General features: G+C 46.6%; 7 protein-coding genes. All 7 read left to right on the top strand.

Features of this window, described 5'->3' with window-relative positions; translation table 11 throughout:
- Positions 1 to 105: 105 nt before the first annotated feature.
- The 7 genes from ABD892_RS02430 (at position 106) to drmC (ending at position 17639) form a co-directional block, all read left to right on the top strand.
- Positions 106 to 1221 (top strand): DNA cytosine methyltransferase, encoded by a 1116-nt coding sequence (locus ABD892_RS02430; RefSeq protein ID WP_345193467.1) that lies wholly within the window; start codon positions 106 to 108, stop codon positions 1219 to 1221.
- A gap of 416 nt (positions 1222 to 1637) precedes the next feature.
- Positions 1638 to 4781, top strand: coding sequence for a DISARM system SNF2-like helicase DrmD (gene drmD / locus ABD892_RS02425; protein ID WP_345193465.1), 3144 nt, complete (start codon positions 1638 to 1640; stop codon positions 4779 to 4781).
- Between the two features lie 19 nt (positions 4782 to 4800).
- Positions 4801 to 9153 (top strand): Eco57I restriction-modification methylase domain-containing protein, encoded by a 4353-nt coding sequence (locus ABD892_RS02420; RefSeq protein WP_345193463.1) that lies wholly within the window; start codon positions 4801 to 4803, stop codon positions 9151 to 9153.
- Positions 9154 to 9155: 2 nt separating this feature from the next.
- On the top strand, positions 9156 to 11027 hold the full coding sequence (locus ABD892_RS02415; protein WP_345193461.1) for a DUF4209 domain-containing protein: 1872 nt from the start codon (positions 9156 to 9158) through the stop codon (positions 11025 to 11027).
- Positions 11027 to 15013 (top strand): DISARM system helicase DrmA, encoded by a 3987-nt coding sequence (drmA, locus tag ABD892_RS02410; RefSeq protein ID WP_345193459.1) that lies wholly within the window; start codon positions 11027 to 11029, stop codon positions 15011 to 15013. The genes ABD892_RS02415 and drmA overlap by 1 nt, the downstream gene beginning before the upstream one ends.
- Positions 15003 to 16853 (top strand): DrmB family protein, encoded by a 1851-nt coding sequence (gene drmB / locus ABD892_RS02405; RefSeq protein WP_345193457.1) that lies wholly within the window; start codon positions 15003 to 15005, stop codon positions 16851 to 16853. Before drmA ends, drmB begins: the two co-directional genes overlap by 11 nt.
- 12 nt (positions 16854 to 16865) lie before the next feature.
- Positions 16866 to 17639 carry a DISARM system phospholipase D-like protein DrmC gene (gene drmC / locus ABD892_RS02400; RefSeq protein WP_345193455.1) on the top strand — a complete coding sequence of 258 codons (774 nt, stop codon included), beginning with the start codon at positions 16866 to 16868 and terminating at the stop codon, positions 17637 to 17639.
- The last annotated feature ends 407 nt before the right edge of the window (positions 17640 to 18046 follow it).

The following is an 18046-nucleotide window of genomic DNA, read 5'->3' as shown; positions in this document are numbered from 1 at the left end:
AACAGGTCAATAGACTTGGGTAGGGGCAGTGCCCTTTAAGGGATTCGTTATACCCTGTCTCGATGTTAGATGCAGGAAGGGGTATAATTTTGTCATTATGAACTTATGGATGCGTGGATGGTGCACGAAATAGATGCGATAGATCTGTTCTGTGGGGCTGGTGGTTTGACAAGAGGGTTACTGGACGCAGGGATCAATGTCTTGGGAGGTGTGGATTGTGATCCAGCTTGTCGCTACCCGTATGAAAAAAATAATAGAATTCGATTTATAGAAGCAAACATTGAGGATGTGCATCCTGACGAATTACGTGCCATGTATGATAATGGAAGAGTCCGTCTTTTGGCTGGGTGTGCTCCTTGTCAACCATTTTCAAAATACAGTCAGGGAAGAGACTTGTCTCAAGATGGGAAGTGGGGATTACTGTATCATTTCTCTAAGCTGGTCAAGGCATTACAGCCAGATCTGATAACTATGGAGAATGTACCCGAAGTTGTACGGCACAGCGTATTTGATGACTTTGTGGGAGACCTTCGAAAGAGAGGTTACCATGTTCATTACCAAGTAATGGATTGTCGTCTGTTTGGATTGCCACAATCTCGTCAACGTATGGTGCTTATGGCATCTAGGTTGGGTGAAATAAGAGTTCCAGAGCCTACTCACAATGTGGCTTCCTTTAGGACAGTGAGAGATGTAATAGGAGATTTGCCTCCACTCAAAGCAGGTGAGCAAAACTCGCGAGATCGTCTTCATGTATGTTCAAGATTATCAGAACTTAATCTAAGGCGAATTCGTCAATCAGTGCCTGGAGGGTCGTGGAAAGACTGGGATCCGGAGTTGATTGCAAATTGTCACCAGAGCGAAAGAGGTAGAACATACCGAAGTGTTTATGGTCGTATGAGCTGGGATGAGCCTGCTCCTACGATGACAACTCAGTGTTTTGGCTTTGGAAATGGAAGATTTGGTCATCCACAGCAAGATAGAGCAATATCTCTACGAGAAGCAGCAATATTTCAAAGCTTTCCACCTGAATATGAATTTGTGCACCCTGATAGTCCAGTGCATATGAAAGCTGTTGGACGTTTAATTGGGAATGCAGTACCGGTTACGCTAGGTCGAGCCATTGGGAAGACTCTGATTGAGCATGTTTGCCTGACAAGCAGTCAAATATGTCAATCATATGCTTCACAGTGCCCAAAGCCGCTTGCGGCTGAACATTCGTGACTAGTACCAATACGATCAAGTTAGACAGAAGTTGGGTTAGTTCATGCTCCTGCATTGATGTGTTAGCACAAGAAATACACTACCAATCAGTGGTGAGGTTTGGAGTAGCACTGTATTAGGTATGAAAGGTCATTATGTCGCGATAAACGGTTGTTTGAAGGAACCTCTCCGAAGATAATCTTACTTTAACTCTTGCGATCTGGTAGGCGATCGGCAGATTCTAATCAATATGCCGATCGTTTTCTTTCTGTTTTGAATTCAAGTGTTAGGCTGTTGGAAATACGCCGTCAGAAGTACGCTTTATGCAAAAGTGACTACTGAGATTCTTGGACGGTAGTGTGTCTAAAAAATAGACTTTTCATCTCTTTTTCTCCAACCAATAACCCACTCCCTTCGAGCATTCCCTTGGAAAAATCATGGTAGATCAAATAAATACCTATGGCAGGCCTGAGCCTGGTCAACTTGTAGAAGTGCGCCGACGTCAGTGGCTAGTTGCAGATGTCAACGCATCTGAAATGCATGAACTCCCTGGTCAAATTCAACACATGGTTTTGCTGAGCTCTATTGAAGAGGATGCTGTTGGTGATGAGCTTGAGGTCATTTGGGAGATAGAGCCAGGTGCTCACATTATTGAAAAGGCAGGCCTTCCGGAAATAACCGGGTTTGACGACCCTGAAAAATTAGAGGCTTTTCTTGATGCAGTTCGTTGGGGGGCTGCTACCAATGCAGATCGCAACTTTCTTCAGGCTCCATTCAGAAGTGGGGTCAGCATTGAAGACTTCCAGCTGGATCCATTAGTCAGGGCCATTGAAATGGCCCGAGCCAACCTGCTGATAGCTGACGATGTAGGACTGGGTAAAACCATTGAAGCGGGCCTGGTTATTCAAGAACTGCTGCTGCGACATCGAGCACGAACGGTTCTGGTGGTTTGTCCCGCCTCTCTCCAGGAAAAGTGGCGAGTGGAAATGCAGGAAAAGTTCGGTTTGGAATTTAAAATTGTCGACAGTAACTATGTCAGAGACATCCGCCGAAAGCTTGGAATTCATGCTAACCCATGGACGTCTTTCCCCAGACTGATAACCTCCATGCATTGGGCCAAGTCAGGAGAAGGCCTGAGAACAATGAAAGATATTCTGCCTCCTCATGCAGAATACCCCAGGAAATTCGATATTCTTGTGGTTGATGAGGCTCACCACATAGCGCCTGCAAGCTCAACTCATTACGCAATGGAGAGTCAAAGAACTCGTTACATCCGAAACATTGCACCTCACTTTCAGCACCGGCTTTTTCTCAGTGCAACGCCGCACAATGGCTATACAGAATCCTTCACCTCTCTTTTAGAGCTACTGGATGATCAAAGGTTCGCCCGCACCATTGAACCGGATGAAGAGCAGTTAGCTCAGGTTATGGTCCGGCGGTTAAAAACAGACATCGTAGATGCTGATGGGAACAGGGTTTACCCCGTCAGAAAGCTGCATGCACTCGAAGTAGCCTATTCCAGTAGTGAAAGGGACATTCATTCCACGCTTAAGGCGTATTGCGATAGCCGTACGAAAGCTGCCAGAGAAAATGGCTCAATCAGTGGAACTGAGTTTATTCATAAACTGCTGAAAAAGCGCCTGTTCTCCTCCCCTGCTGCCTTTGCTTCCACACTGGAAAAGCACATACAGACCATTGAAGGTAAAACCGACCGCACCGAGCGAAATACACTGGATGAGCGTATCTTGAAAAAACGAATCCAGAAAGCACAGGAGGATTTTTCTGACGATGAAGAATATGAAGCCGCCCAGGAAGAAGTTGTAGAAGAGGTTGGTAAACGAGCCTTACCTCTGACAGCTGAACAGAAGCTTTTGGTGTCTGAAATGCGTCATTGGGCGCAAGATATGCGCAACCGGGTAGACGCCAAGGCAAATGCTATTCTGGATTGGGTTGATTCTCATCTAAAAACAGATGGTGAGTGGAATAACGAACGAGTCATTCTTTTCACAGAATATCGCACGACCCATCAATGGCTGCACCAGCTACTCAGTAGCCGTGATCTTGGAGGTGATCGGTTAAATATCATCCATGGCAGCATGGATCATGATGAGAGAGAGAAAATCAAAGCAGCCTTTCAGGCTGATCCTGAAGTTTCCCCTGTAAGAATCCTTCTGGCAACGGATGCTGCATCGGAAGGTATCGACTTACAAAACCACTGTCGCTATCTGGTCCATGTTGAGATCCCATGGAATCCTAATGTCATGGAGCAGCGCAATGGCCGTATAGATCGACATGGCCAGCGTCACTCTGAAGTTCATATCTGGCATCCGGTAGATAGCCAATTCGATAAAGATAATGTGAACCGTAACATCAACGTCAACAAACTAGAGGGGCAGTCTGAGTTTCTGATGCGAGCGGTCAGAAAGATTGATGCAATGCGGCAGATGTTAGGCAGTGTGGGCCCGGTAATTGAGCAGCAAATTGAAGAGGCCATGCTCGGCAAACGGCAGGATCTGGATACCCGGGTGGTAGAAAAAAAGGCTGAGCAGAGTCAAAAGCTGATCAAGTCGGAGCGCCAGCTTAAAGAAAAGATTGCCAACCTGCATGCAAAAATCCTGGAGACTCAGAACGACTTTCATATGACGCCTGAGCGTATTGCAGAAACTGTGAAGACGGCTTTGGCTCTGGCGGATAAATCAGCTTTAACGCCTGCCACTCTACCAAACACGCCTGATGGCAGTATCTATAAAATGCCACAGCTGTCAGGGTCATGGGCCAAATGCTGGGAGGGCCTTCGTCATCCTCACACTGGGATAATACGCCCCATTACATTTGATCACGCTGTAGCCAAAGGTCGAGATGATGTTGTGCTGGTCCATTTGAATCATCGACTGGTGCAAATGTCATTGCGCTTGCTCCGGGCTGAGGTTTGGGCGCATGAGGATGTAAAAAAACTGCACCGGGTTGCTGTTCGCTCAATTCCTGATGACCAGTTAAATTCGCCAGCCGTTATGGTGGTATCCAGACTTGTTGTGACTGGAGGGAACCATCATAGATTACATGAGGAACTTACCTTCTCAGGTGGTTATATCAAAGATGATCGGTTCGCAAGAGAACGTGGTGTGGGTGTCATTGATGCCTGGAATACAAATGCCAGACCTGCTTCGGTTCCGGACTTAGTCTTGTCAGCCCTGAAAGAACGCTTTAAAAAGAATGAAGGCTCTATCATTCAAGCTTATGAAGCTCGATCCCGTGAGCGTTTGAAGGGATTAGAGGGGACTCTTACAAATCTGAAGAAAAGAGAAATAAAAAATATCACAGCAGTGCTGGATGAGCTGGAACGCGCAATTAAAGCTGAGCTGAAAAAAGATGACGATCCTGAGCAGTTTTCGTTGTTCTCTGAAGATGAGAAAACACAGCTACGGAAAGATAATGCTGCGCTAGAAGCCCGCTTGGCCAAAATTCCTGAAGAAAAGGCACTGGAAGTGGCTGCAATAGAGCAACGGTTTGCTGGCCTTACCCACAGAACATTCCCGGTCGCCATTATTTTCATGGTGCCAGAATCATTGCTTTCGAGATAAACAGTAGCGAGATAAAACCATGAGTGATTTTAATCAACATGCCGAGTGGCTCTCTCTGCTGGATATCTCCGGGCCATTTCTGGCTGTGCCGGTATTAAAAAAGGCCTTTCCCCAGGATCTTGATAAGCTTGAGCCAGCCAAGAAGAAAAAGCTCAATCAAGCCTATGAGGAATGGCTGGAAGTTCAGGAAAGTGATGATGTTGATCTCGCAGAGATTCATGGGGCATGGATCAACCTGGTTCTGGGAGACATTCTTGAATGGTTCGACGAAGACGAAAATTCACTGGTAGCTGGTGATGATCTGCCAACTGAGCTTAGCCATACTTTGCCGGAATATGACATTACACTAAAACCGGATTTTGGCTTAGTGAATGACCAAACCAATCAGTGCATGTTACTGGTGCAAACATATGCTCCGGGTTATGACCTGCAAGCTCCGACCAAGGGCGATGGTTGGATGGCATCCGCTACCGAAAGAATGGTTCAGCTATGTCGTGCAACAGGTGTTCGCCTTGCATTATTAACCAATGGTGAGCAATGGTTGCTCATAGATGCTCCAGTGGGTGCGGTCACCACGTTTGCCAGTTGGTATGGCCGAATCTGGCAGCAGGAGCCGGTAACTCTTCAGGCATTTATTGCACTGCTTGGTATCAGGCGCTTTTTTGTCGATGAGTCAGAACAGCTGCCTGCGCTACTGGATGAGTCTCTCAAGCATCAGGATGAAGTCACTGACGCCTTGGGTGAGCAAGTCCGCCGGGCAGTAGAGGTGCTGGTTCAGTCTCTGGATCGGGCCGATCAGGACAGAAACCGTGAATTACTGAGAGATGTTCAACCCGCTGAACTTTACGAAGCAGGGTTGACCGTCATGATGCGGCTGGTCTTTTTGTTGTGTGCTGAAGAACGTGAGTTGCTTCTGCTGGGGGATGAGCGATTTGAAGCGCACTATGCAGTATCCACTTTGCGAATGCAGCTGAGAGAAGTCTCCGATGAGGTCCTTGAGCGCCGTCTGGATGGCTGGTCCCGGTTACTGGCGATTTTCAGAGCAGTTTATGGCGGTGTTGAGCATGAAGGTATGCGAATGCCAGCACTGGGTGGCTCATTATTTGACCCGGATCGCTTTCCTTTTCTGGAAGGAAGGGCGAAAGGCTCCTATTGGAAAACCGATCCTGCAAAGCCATTACCTATTGATAACCGAACCGTTCTGCTGTTGCTGGACTCCATACAGCTGTTTCAGGGGCGATCACTGTCATACCGGGCATTGGATGTTGAACAGATCGGTTATGTTTATGAAGGTCTTCTTGAAAGAACAGTAAAAAAAGCGACTGATGTCACCCTTGAACTGGATGCAACCAGAAGTGCAAAAAAACCTTGGATAACGTTGGGAGAATTAGAGTCAGCGCATCTTGATGGGCAAAAAAGATTTGAATCTCTATTGCAGGAGCGGACGGGAAGTTCTATCAACCGTGTTCGTAATGATCTGGCAAAAAGCGGTGATGAAACCTCTTCAGATAAGTTGCTGACCGCCTGTAATGGCGATGAACAGCTAAGGGACAGGTTACTTCCTGTTTTTCATTTGCTTCAAACCGACCGCTGGGGATATCCGCTGGTCTACCCCAAAGGTGCCTATATGGTCGCCATGGGGGCTGACCGCAGAGAAACCGGTTCCCACTACACGCCCAAGTCTCTGACCGAAGCCATTGTCAAAGAAACACTGGAGCCTGTGGCTTATATTGGGCCAGCCGAGGGTAAAGAGCGGCAAGACTGGGTGCTTAAACCCGCTGCAGAACTGCTGGATCTAAAAATTTGTGACCTTGCCATGGGCTCTGGTGCTTTTCTGGTACAAGTCTGCCGTTGGTTATCCGAGCGTTTGGTTGAAGCCTGGGAATTGGCTGAGAAATCAGGTAGAGCTATTTCTGCTGAAGGTGACGTATTGGATGCACTTGGCAAAAAAGAGCCACTTTCAGCACAAGCAGAAGAAAGGCTGTTGACTGCCCGCAGGTTAATTGCTGAGCGCTGTCTTTACGGTGTTGATATGAACCCGCTGGCGGTTGAACTGGCAAAGCTCTCCATCTGGTTAATTACGCTGGCAAAGGGTCGCCCATTTGGTTTTCTGGATCACAACCTGCGACATGGCGATAGCTTGCTGGGCATCCAGAATCTGGATCAGTTGCTCTACCTCAATATGGACACGGCTAATGGTCAACGGCAGTTGTTTGCTCAGAAGATTGAGCAGGCCGTTCATGAAGCGATTGAATTACGGAAAGCCCTACGCTTACAGCCTATTCGAGACATCAAAGATGTTGAGGTGATGGCGCATCTGGATGCTCAGGCCAAAGAAAAATTAAGGTTGCCAGAGTTGGTCGCGGATGCCTTAATCGGTGAAACCATTAAAAATGGAGGTAAAACGCCAGATACAGCCATTCTCTCCATTTATGCGGGTGAAGTACTCAATGGTGATAATCAGCAGTTAAAACAGCTTGAAAAGATGGCAAAGCGTGGTTTGGCTACCGACCTACCATCTGGAAAGCCTCAGCGTAAGCCATTTCACTGGCATTTGGAGTTTCCAGAAGTTTTTGTTGGTGGCCGAAATGGATTTGATGCGATTGTTGGTAACCCTCCCTTCCTGGGTGGCCAGAAAATTACAGGTGTTTCTGGTACTCAGTATCGTAATTTCCTTGTAGAGCAGATTGCGTTTGGAACAAGAGGCTCTGCGGATTTGGTTAGCTACTTTTTCCTGAAAGCATACTCAATACTGTCATCTAATGGGTGTTTTGGTCTTTTGGCTGTAAACACGATTGCTGAAGGCGACACGAGAGAAATAGGTCTTAAGCAAATATTGTGTTTGGGAGGTCAAATTTTCTCAGCATATCCAAATGAACCATGGCCTGGAAATGCAAATGTTGTCACAAGCAGGGTACATTTAGTTTCTACCGCAGACTGGCAGGGAGATATACAGCTAAATGGCAGGAAAGTTAAGCAAGTATCCGATTCCTTGACAGAGAGAGTTCAGTGGAGTCCAGTCAAATTACAAAGCAATTCTAGCCTTGTCTATCAGGGCTCAATTATCTTAGGACTTGGTTTTACGATTGATAAAGATGAAGCAGTTGAGTTCATTCAACACAATCCAGAGGTAAAGAAAATTCTTTTGCCGTATTTGATTGGAAAAGAGGTTAACCGTTCTCCGACAGCAGAACCAGAGCGCTATGTAATAAATTTTTGGGATTGGTCAGATCATAAAGCAGAAAAGTTCTCTCCAGATGTTTTCTCTAAAGTTCAAGTAAATGTTTTACCTGAGAGATTGGAACAAAAGGATAAAGGGGCAAAAGCGAAGTGGTGGCTTCATCTTCGGCCAAGGCCTGAACTTTATCATTTGATTGGACGAGGTTCTCTTTTTGATCATCACCCCAAGGGCTGGATAAATGATGATCACCGTCTTAATCAGGTGATGGTATTTGCCACGGGAGCCACAAAGTACCCTTGTTTTACCATGGTCCCCAATGAATATATATATTCCCACTCACTTTGCGTCGTAGCAAATGACAGTTTCGGGGTGTTTAGTATCTTGTCTTCTGATTTACATGCGGTTTGGGCTTGGGAACATGGATCAAAAATGAAGCAAGACCTGCGTTACACTCATGGCGATGTATTTGAAACATTCCCGTTTCCTGAAGGTGTATTAACTGGCTCAGACAGCACTTTAATGTCTATTGGGCAACAGTTCTTTGAAGACCGAAAGGCTTATATGTTGGCTTGCAGCAAAGGCATGACCAAATTCTATAACGATTTTCATGACCCCGAAGTGGACTCTTCAGAAATTGAAGCGCTCAGACAGCTTCAAGCAGAACTAAACCATAAACTGCTCTCTATGTATGGCTGGGGTGATCTGAATCTAGACCATGGCTATCATCAGGTTGGCTATCTGCCCGAAGGCAAGAACCTTCGCTATACCATCAGCGAAAAAGCTCGTGAAGAGATACTTTATCGTCTTGCCATGCTGAACAAATCACGACATGAGGAAGAGTTGCGCACAGGAGTATCCAAGCCGAAAGGGAAAAAGGCTCCAGCTAAAAAAACGGTCAAACCCAAAGTAGCCAAAAAATCCGAAGAAGCTGCACCACAGATGGGGTTGTTTCAACCGGATCCAGAGCCACCCAAAAAGGCTACGGGAAACCAGTGGGGCTCCACAGCTATTCACCAGATCTGTGCCTGGTTAGAAAATAACGAAGGAAAGGCGTACTCCAGGGATGTCATCCTCAACGGCTGCGGTGCTGATCCAAAAGAGTGGGACTCAGCTATCAAAGAGTTGCTGGCTGATGGTGATGTTGAGCAGGTCGGCAGCGGCGATCAGGTTAAATTCAGAGCGAAGATGTAATCATGGAACAGTATTCTGCAGACCTTCGGGTTGGATCAACGGACTTCAATAGTAGTGGCTGGCAGGAGGTTATCTCTTCAGCTGATCGCGAAGAATACTATTATCTTTCTCAGGCTTTTTGTCATGCCGCCAGAGAAGCATCAGAAGCTGGCCATATGGCTAAGTCCAAGATTCTGTGGCTGCTAGGGAAGGCCTGCTCAATGCGGTTGGTTCCTGATTCCAGGAATGAGCCTTTTGCGCCTATGGTTTTTGTCGATGATAACCCTTCAGATGAGTGGAGTGTTTTCACTTCAGCAGATATACAGTTTTTTGGCGAGATTCTTGACTCAGTTTCTGATCCGATGATAGCTGCCCGTCTGGCAGATCTGCTTTGGTTATTGGGTAAACCAAAAAACATCAGGCATGCACATAAGGCTATAGACAGCTACACCAGCGAACCCATTACTGAAGCTAATGCACTTTATATTATCAAATACTGGGAGCGTGGAGCTCGCTTGGCACTGACTTTTGGCAAATCCACAAAGGATAAGCTGGATCGGATAGAGACAGATTTGCTGGTGGCCTTCCATAACGATTATAAGGAATATCACTTTCTGGTCCGAGATATTGGTCAGCTGCTTTATGAACTTCATTTAGCAGAAAATCAGCTTGAGGATATTGCTAACCGGCTTTTTACTCTGGGTCAGAAAGTCGGTGAAGGAGTGAGCATCCATGGGGCAAGAGAATATTTTGAGTTGGCCCATAAATTCTTTAAGAGAATCAAAGACCTTACAGCAGCTAATGATTGTCTTTTAGCAATTGCAGAGAGCTATGTGGCTGAGGCAAAACAGAGGTTATCTGGTGATAGCCCAAGTGCAATGGTAGCCAATAGCTTTTTTGAGAATGCGATACAGGCATACAGACGAATTCCGGTAAAAGACCGTGAAAGCTATGGTGTTGCTCAAAAAATCAGTGAAGTGCGACATTGTCTGGCAGAAACTGGAAAGGAATCTCTGGGAGAGATGGGGCTATTACAAACTCCTCCTGTAGATATATCCGAAGTGATTTTGGCAGCCCAGGCACACGTTGCTGGAAAGGAAGCATTGGATTTAGCGTTACTTTGTTTTACCGGACTTTATAGGGGACCCATAGTTAGTCAGTTAAGAGAAGCTGCAGAAGCGCAGTTAAGAGACTCCCCTATCCGTGCTTTATTTGGCACTACTCACATGGCCGGTGATGGTAGAGTGGTTGCACGCACTCCGGGGCTCAATGTGTGGGACTCAGATAATAATGAAGCTGCAATTTGGACTGAGACAGTCAGAAACTTTTCCACCGAAATTGAGTTTGTGGTTCGCGGAAGCATACTGCCAGCTCTTGATATTATTTTGCAGGAGCACACCGTAACCAGGGACTTTCTACTCATCACCTGTTATCAGTCTCCCTTTGTTCCAGAAGGGCGTAAGGAATTAACAGCCAAAGCCCTTTGGTTTGGTTTTGAGAAAGACTTTTCTACTGCTATTCACCTGTTAACCCCCCAGCTTGAACATATGATTCGAACCGGCCTGAAAGCAGCTGGAGCTCATACAACTCATGTTGATAAGGAGGGCATTGAGACAGAGAACGGTCTTAGTACCTTGCTTGATCTTCCTGAAGCTGAGGAGCTGTTTGGTCCAGACTATCTTTTTGAGTTCAAGGCCATTTTTGCCAATGCACATGGTGCAAATCTCCGTAATGAAGTAGCGCATGGCCTCCTGGATGATGACAGCTCATCCACTGTTGCGACGGTATATGCGTGGTGGCTCACCTTACGGTGGGTGGTACGCTCAATTATTGCCCCTAAATTGCAAGCGGTCAGTGATGACTCAGAAGCTAAAGCTTTGGAGCCAGAAGAATAATGATGACATCAAGTGTTTTGAATGCCTGGTTGGCAGTGGAGCAGCCAGAAGGCAGCCCTTCGTTTGGACAATATATCCTGACATTATCGGGCGAACGGAGTAAGTATCAGGCTGTTCAGGAAGATGACTACATAGCGGTAGTTGATAATGTGGGCAAAGCCCTGAAAGTCGGCAGGGTCTACCGTATTCGTTCCGATTTAAAATGCACATCATTTTACTTTGATCGTCTACTTGAGATTGATGGAAAGCCTGATATCTCTCTAGCAGGATGGGTACTTCCTTCTGCAAGGATTGGTCGCTTGGGCTGGACACAATTTGCAGAGGGGCTTCCAAAGCTTTCAGGTGTCACGTCATCAGATATCCCACTGATTCAGAATCAGGCTTATGTTCGGGAACTTTTGCAACTGGCAGTAATGGATGACCTGCTGGGCCCTGCCTGTGGACCCCACGAAGAAATTGCGGAAATGAGTGTTCGTGATCGCTATCTGGTAGGCAAGTTTGCTCCACAGGCAGTCAGTAAAGTCGGGGTTGAAGGACTTGAGCTGGAAGCGGAAACCAGTGACGAAGTGCCTGACGATATTGAAGCTCATACTGGTTATGATGACCCCGGTGCCGAGTTTGGAAAAGCAGGAAGTTCCGTGGATGGCGATGCTGAACCTGCAGAAGAAATAGATACATCCAATAATCACAGTCTGGTACCTTCCAGCTTTGGTATGACCTTCTGTGTGGATGGTGATGTCAAAGAGTTAGAAATAGAAGCTCAGTGGGGGCGCTATGAACGCACTGAGAGTGAAACAGTCTTAGATCGTAAAACAGGCAATCCTGCACGTGTATGGAAGCGGATTCCCTGCGGTGACAAACTTATTCTGCCCCTGAAGGATGGTCTGCTTTCTGCGAAGTCCATTGATAAAGAAAACTCCTCTATTGTTATTCAGGGTTCTATCCGTCCACCAAACCATAAGGGTGACAGACTGGTTACCTTGTTTATGGTTAACACTCAAGACGAACCTGATCAGAATCGGGATTCAGCCTGGGTATTTCAGCCAGAGTTATCGGTGCGTGCTGCTCATGGTACTGGTGATGCGATCTTCAGACGAAGACCTGTGCTGGATAGTCATGGGGAAGACCCGGAACGTGAAGCGTTAGAGATGATCTATCGCAAGCAGGTGGAGTTTGCAGTGGGGCATGGTGTTTCAGTGCATGCAGAAGTTCGGGAAGATCATCTGGAAAAGGCAGTTTCCATTAAAACCGTGGTATTGCCTCAAAGCGAGGTTCCCGTTACTGAAACCCCGGGGTTGAATGAAAATGACCGGCCAGTTTTGCGGCAGATGTTAGCCAATGGCTATCTGGACATGTCAGAACTGGCAACTATGGAAAAAGGAACCCTGATTGCAGCACTGACTATGCTAACGGATGATTATTCATCCTGGATTAGGGAGCAGCGTGATCGGATTGGCGTCGATGTAACTGGTTATGATGAACAGGCCAACTTGGCTCTGGATCGTTGCGAAGATATTAAAAAGCGTCTGATAGCCGGTATTGATGTGTTGGCCGAGAATGAGATGGCTCTGAAAGCATTCCGATTTGCCAATGAAGCCATGGCCAAGCAACGTGTCCATGGTATTTATGCTCTTGAACGCAGAAGAGGCAGTAAGGAGTCTGTCGAGTTCTTCAATGAAAGAAAGAACCGTTCATGGAGGTCATTCCAGCTGGCGTTCATTCTTCTTTCAATCCCTTCTCTTGCTGACCCTACACACAGTGATCGTACGAAGCCTGTTGAAGCTTATGCAGACCTCCTATGGTTCCCTACCGGTGGTGGTAAAACCGAGGCGTATTTAGGTGTTGCTGCTTTTACCATGGCGATACGGAGATATCAGGGGGACTTGGGTGGTTATGATGGCAGTCGGGGACTGTCTGTCATTATGCGTTACACCTTACGACTGTTGACTCTCCAACAGTTTCAAAGGGCAACCACATTGATTTGTGCTATGGAAGTGTTGCGAAGAAAGGCACTAAAGGATGGTGATGCTTCTCTGGGAAAAACACCTTTTACTATAGGCCTTTGGGTAGGTAAGAAAGTCACTCCGAATACAACGGCAGATAGCCACGATGCCATTCAGAATTTTCGGGATAACAAACTTGTTGCATCCTCTCCGGCTCAATTAACCAGCTGCCCATGGTGTGGCTCAGAAGTCGCTGCTGGTCGTGATATTGAAGTCAAAAAGGCGGCCAATCAGACCATCATTTTCTGTGGTGACAAACGTGGGCGTTGTGACTTCTCTAAAGGTAAGTCATCAAAAGAAGTCCAGCCGGGTATACCAGTGCTGGTGGTTGATGAGGAAATTTATCACCGTCCTCCCTCAATGATGATTGCGACAGTTGATAAGTTTGCAATGATGGCGTGGCGGGGGGAGGTCAGGACGCTCTTTGGGAAAGTTAACCAAGAGTGTCCAAGGCATGGTTTTATTTGGCCTGATTCCATGTGTAAAGGTAACCATCGGGCTGATAGTAAAAATGGCCTTTCTGCTGTCACTGTGAAGAATATTGATCCGGTACGTCCACCGGATTTGATCATTCAGGATGAGTTTCATTTGATTAGTGGGCCGCTGGGGACGATGGTTGGCCTTTATGAAACTGCCGTTGATGAGTTGTGCTCATTGAATATAGATGGTATAGCGATACGTCCAAAAGTGATCGCTTCAACGGCAACCGTCCGCAAAGCTGAAGAGCAGGTGCGGAATGTCTTTATGAGGCAGGTATCTGTTTTTCCTCCCCATGGACTTGATGTGGAAGATAACTTCTTTTCAGTTCAGAGACCTTTAAAAACTAACCCCGGAAGGCGTTATGTAGGGATTTGCTCACCGGGCAGTTCCAGGCCAGCGATGTTGATCCGAATATACACATCTCTGTTGGCTGCTTCACAGGCGCTTTTTAACCGCTTTGGTCAGCTGGCTGACCCATATATGACAACAGTCGGCTATTTCAACTCGCTCCGAGAGTTGGGAGGTATGAAGCGGTTAGCAGAGGACGATGTAAGAACTCGTTCATACCGTGTGCAAATGAGTCAGGTAGCCAGACCCGGCTTAGAACAACGGAGTGTCAATAATACTGATGAGCTTACATCCCGGGTTTCCGGGAAAGATATTCCTAAAAAACTGGATCAACTGGAAATAAAGTTTAGAGCCGAGTTGGACCTTTCAACAGGGCGCTATGTCAGCAATTGGATTAAAGGTGAAGACCGGGCCGTTGATATTGTTTTGGCAACCAATATGTTGTCGGTAGGTGTCGACGTAAATCGACTTGGATTGATGGCTGTTAATGGACAGCCAAAAGGAACAGCCGAATATATTCAGGCAACCAGCCGTGTTGGCCGTGCTTCGCCTGGCCTGGTTTGTACGGTATTAACCTGGGCCCGACCTCGGGATCTTTCTCATTACGAAACTTTCGAACATTACCACGCAACATTCTATAAGCATGTGGAAGCCCAGTCTGTAACTCCCTTCTCTCCAAGAGCGTTGGACCGTGGCTTAACCGGCACCATGTTGAGTATGATTCGACTTGAACACTCGCTTTTTAATCCGAATGATGGAGCGCAGGCTCTGGAGAAAGCACATCAGCAGGAAATGACTACGTCTATAGAACAGTTAAAGGGTAGAGCCTGGCATGTGACAGACAGTAAAGACACCCGGGATTTGACTGAGATCATGCTTAAAGATCGAGCTGATAAGTGGAGTAAGGAGGCAAATGAAGGTGGTCGGATTTTGTCTTATGAGAAAAAAGGGAGGCAACAAGACACCACAGTAGCTTTGTTGCAGCGCCCGGGAATTAAAAGCTGGGAGTGGAAAACAGTTCCAATGTCTATGCGGGAGGTTGAACCCGGGGTTCGATTAATTATGAATACCAAGGCCATGGCTGAAGGTCCTGACTGGTCTCCTTCTGTTGATAAAGATAATGGGGCTGATTCAGGAGAGAGCGATGATGAGTGAAAAAACTCCGGTGGGTGATGTCAGGCCAAGCCAGCTCTTATGGACCTATGGACCCGGTGCGCTAATAGACTTGCCAAGTCTTTCAGTGCTGACTCTGGGGATACACCTTTGGGATAAAGATCGATGCCCTCCTATCGTGGAAGCGAGACTTCTTGCTGCAGTCAGGAAAGAGTTGGGGGCTCAGGTTGAAAGTCTGCGGATGCCACCATTCCAAAAAAATGAGCAAGTGGATGCATACTCGGCTGAAGCTAATATTGGTGTCCCTGTTATTCCCTTCCCCCGCTGGCTGAGATGCGTGAAATGCGGCCTCTTGTCGCCGTATGACCGAGGGCTTTTTGAGTGTAAGGAGAACCGGTATCGTCCAGAACTGACTCGCTTTGTTCATAAAAGCTGTTTTGGTTCCAAGGGCGAAGCTAAGCCAACAAATGCTGATGCCGTTCCAGCCCGTTTTCTTCTGGCATGCAGAGATGGACATTTAGATGACTTCCCCTGGCATTATTTTGTTCATGCTGGTATCAGCTCATGCAAAGGGACTCTCCGGTTTTTTGAAAGTGGAGCATCACTACAGACGGAAAATCTATGGGTGAAATGTGATGAGTGTGGCAAGTCTCGATCGCTGGCACATGCATTTGGACAGACCGGTAAAGAAAATCTGCCAAAGTGCAGGGGTCGCCATGCACACCTGAATATTTTTGAGGATGACTGTGCAGAGGATGCCAGAGCGGTTTTGTTAGGAGCGACTAATAGCTGGTTTCCAGTCACATTGTCTGCTCTTGCGATTCCGGTGACGCGAGACCCTATCATTCAGCTGCTTCAGGATGGGATGAACTTTTTTGATGATGTAGAGTCAGAGGCTGAGATTGGCGTCATTGTAAAAACGCTGAAGAAAACCGGCAGTTTAATTGGAATTGAAAAATATTCTAATGCGGAAATATGGGCGGCTTTACAGGAAATTACTTCGGGGAAAGCGCATGGATCTGTATCAGAGTCAGATATTAAAGGCCCTGAGTGGGATGTGTTAATAAACCCCAGTCCACCTAAAGATTGGCCTCATTTTTTGAGTACCCCTACCTCCCCTCCAACCGCCTATACAAAGGAAATTTCTGCTGTTTTACTATTGGAAAGATTGCGGGAAGTAAACGCCTTGCTTGGGTTTACCCGTGTTGAAGCTCCTGAACAATCTTCCGATCCGGATGAAAGGCCCGAAGTTGCCAAGCTGTGTCGTTCTGCGCCGGAGTGGGTTCCTGCTACAGAGGTTCATGGTGAAGGTATCTTCATTCGCTTTAATGAAGATCAACTACAGAAATGGGAAAAAAAGGCTGCAGTACAGGAGATTGATAAAAAATTGATGTCTGGTCACAGGGGGTGGCGAAATGCCCGTAACCTCAATCCAGATGAAGCTTATCCTGGTATTCGTTATGCTATGTTGCACACTTTGGCTCATCTTTTGATCAGGGAGATGGCATTGGAGTGTGGTTACAATGCAGCCAGTATCAGAGAGCGGATTTACGCTGATACAGAAGGCCATCAACAGCAGGCTGGTATTTTGATTTATACCGCAGCAGCTGATTCTGATGGAACACTTGGGGGACTGGTGGATTTAGGTAAACCAGAAAACTTGGGACGACTTCTGGAGAGTGCGCTCTATAGAGCAAGGATTTGCTCTTCTGATCCACTCTGTTCTGAACATAATCCGGAAAAAGATCGCTCTTTACATGCTGCGTGTTGCCATGCCTGTGGTTTTGTTTCGGAAACTTCCTGTGAAAAAGGTAACCGCTATCTGGATCGATCCCTTGTGGTTGCGACTCTTGATTGTGCAGGCGCTGCATTTTTTGTATAGAGGAATATTTTCTTGGAAAAGCTGCTGGAAGCAGTAAACACTCTGGTCAAGTTGACGCATCCTGAAAAGTTGCGTCAGCTAGCTGACTTGATTAAAGGCTTAGACTCTTCAAATAAAACCTCAGTGGCGAGGCGCTGGCAAGCAAGCAGTCTCTCAAAGAAGAGCCTGCTAGACACACTGCAAGCATGGGAGGAGACAAGTATTCCAAGACAGGAGTTGGCAGGGATCATTCTTGGTGCCTGTTCAAGCATCCATTCTGACACATCAAATGGTAAGGTTGAGCTTGTCTGGACTGGGCCTGAAACAACTATTGTTCCAGTGCGGCAAACTGTATCAGTATTGAAAGAGGTTATAGATAAAGCTCAAGATTCCTTGTTTATTGTATCTTTCGTAATAACAGATATTACAGATATAGTTATGGATCTAGAGGTGGCCCTTGAGCGCGGTGTTAGTTTGTCAATATTGACTGAGTCGGTAAAGAAAAAGGGGGGCACCCTTGACTATGATCCGGGTGAAAGAATAGCTAAGAGGCTTCCGTCTGCCTCTGTATATTATTGGCCTGCCGACTGTCGGCCAAATAGTGGGGTTGGATCGGTACACGCTAAGTGTGCAGTTGCTGATGAATCCGTTGCTTTCATTACCAGTGCTAATCTCACAGGGCATGCCCTTGAATATAATATGGAACTTGGGACTTTGATCACAGGAGGACGAATCCCGGTAGATTTAAAAAATCACTTAAACGCATTGGTTCTGACTAAAGTTGTCAGAAGTTTGACAGACGTATAAATTTTTAGGGTTCTTGGCAATCACACCAGCTCACCTATAGACAGCCAATTTCGCAGGGGTAGGTTGGATTTAGAGAAAACGAACACATCCCCGTTACCCAANACAGCCCTTCGCCCCGTCCGGTTCCACGTATTTCTAACAGAATAGCTGATTTTTGGCCTTTCCTGCTCTCTGTTCTCTGCAAAGCCCCTACTTTTGATTTCGACTAGGGAGTTTGGTTTCTCCTTATATATCAGCAGGTTACGTAATTTCCGAAAGACCTTTGTCAAAACGGGTAGTTTGGTAAGTTTAAGTAACCGAAATGAATAAAAAACCACCAGATCTGTCTATGAAAATAATTTTTACGGACAAGCGGCTATCAGCATAGCGTTGTGCGGTATTTTATGGGTTATAGTACTTATGACTTG

The sequence above is a fragment of the Kistimonas scapharcae genome (assembly GCF_039540975.1).
In the GTDB taxonomy this organism is placed as follows: domain Bacteria; phylum Pseudomonadota; class Gammaproteobacteria; order Pseudomonadales; family Endozoicomonadaceae; genus Kistimonas; species Kistimonas scapharcae.
This window is presented reverse-complemented; position numbering and strand designations above follow the sequence as displayed.

Coding starts and splice junctions, on each gene's coding strand:
- ABD892_RS02430 (WP_345193467.1), top strand. CDS start 106: ATGGATGCGTGGATGGTGCACGAAATAGATGCGATAGATCTGTTCTGT.
- drmD (WP_345193465.1), top strand. CDS start 1,638: ATGGTAGATCAAATAAATACCTATGGCAGGCCTGAGCCTGGTCAACTT.
- ABD892_RS02420 (WP_345193463.1), top strand. CDS start 4,801: ATGAGTGATTTTAATCAACATGCCGAGTGGCTCTCTCTGCTGGATATC.
- ABD892_RS02415 (WP_345193461.1), top strand. CDS start 9,156: ATGGAACAGTATTCTGCAGACCTTCGGGTTGGATCAACGGACTTCAAT.
- drmA (WP_345193459.1), top strand. CDS start 11,027: ATGATGACATCAAGTGTTTTGAATGCCTGGTTGGCAGTGGAGCAGCCA.
- drmB (WP_345193457.1), top strand. CDS start 15,003: ATGATGAGTGAAAAAACTCCGGTGGGTGATGTCAGGCCAAGCCAGCTC.